The organism is Motilimonas cestriensis, from assembly GCF_021295315.1.
Lineage (GTDB): Bacteria > Pseudomonadota > Gammaproteobacteria > Enterobacterales > CBDFNC01 > Motilimonas > Motilimonas cestriensis.
This window is the reverse complement of the sequence record NZ_JAIMJA010000068.1, coordinates 1-1,269: the sequence shown is the minus strand read 5'-3', so window position 1 is coordinate 1,269 and position 1,269 is coordinate 1. Positions and strand designations below refer to the sequence as shown.

1 pseudogene is annotated in these 1,269 nt (G+C 52.1%); it reads right to left on the bottom strand.

The annotated features are described in order from the left end of the window. Window positions 1-964: 964 nt before the first annotated feature. Window positions 965-1,177, bottom strand: a pseudogene (locus K6Y31_RS22005) (class A beta-lactamase); the annotation flags it as partial. Between the last annotated feature and the right edge of the window lie 92 nt (window positions 1,178-1,269).

Here is a 1,269-nt window from a genome sequence, read left to right as displayed (position 1 = left end):
ACTCTATTTCTCGCGGGTATTTAAAAAATGCACCGGGGCCAGCCCGAGCGAGTTCCGTGCCGGTTGTGAAGAAAAAGTGAATGATGTAGCCGTCAAGTTGTCATAATTGGTAACGAATCAGACAATTGACGGCTTGACGGAGTACCATGTGAGCAAAAGGCCAGCAAAAGGCCAGGAACCGTAAAAAGGCCGCGTTGCTGGCGTTTTTCCATAGGCTCCGCCCCCCTGACGAGCATCACAAAAATCGACGCTCAAGTCAGAGGTGGCGAAACCCGACAGGACTATAAAGATACCAGGCGTTTCCCCCTGGAAGCTCCCTCGTGCGCTCTCCTGTTCCGACCCTGCCGCTTACCGGATACCTGTCCGCCTTTCTCCCTTCGGGAAGCGTGGCGCTTTCTCATAGCTCACGCTGTAGGTATCTCAGTTCGGTGTAGGTCGTTCGCTCCAAGCTGGGCTGTGTGCACGAACCCCCCGTTCAGCCCGACCGCTGCGCCTTATCCGGTAACTATCGTCTTGAGTCCAACCCGGTAAGACACGACTTATCGCCACTGGCAGCAGCCACTGGTAACAGGATTAGCAGAGCGAGGTATGTAGGCGGTGCTACAGAGTTCTTGAAGTGGTGGCCTAACTACGGCTACACTAGAAGAACAGTATTTGGTATCTGCGCTCTGCTGAAGCCAGTTACCTTCGGAAAAAGAGTTGGTAGCTCTTGATCCGGCAAACAAACCACCGCTGGTAGCGGTGGTTTTTTTGTTTGCAAGCAGCAGATTACGCGCAGAAAAAAAGGATCTCAAGAAGATCCTTTGATCTTTTCTACGGGGTCTGACGCTCAGTGGAACGAAAACTCACGTTAAGGGATTTTGGTCATGAGATTATCAAAAAGGATCTTCACCTAGATCCTTTTAAATTAAAAATGAAGTTTTAAATCAATCTAAAGTATATATGAGTAAACTTGGTCTGACAGTTACCAATGCTTAATCAGTGAGGCACCTATCTCAGCGATCTGTCTATTTCGTTCATCCATAGTTGCCTGACTCCCCGTCGTGTAGATAACTACGATACGGGAGGGCTTACCATCTGGCCCCAGTGCTGCAATGATACCGCGAGACCCACGCTCACCGGCTCCAGATTTATCAGCAATAAACCAGCCAGCCGGAAGGGCCGAGCGCAGAAGTGGTCAGCTTGGCTGCCATTTTTGGGGTGAGGCCGTTCGCGGCCGAGGGGCGCAGCCCCTGGGGGGATGGGAGGCCCGCGTTAGCGGGCCGGGAG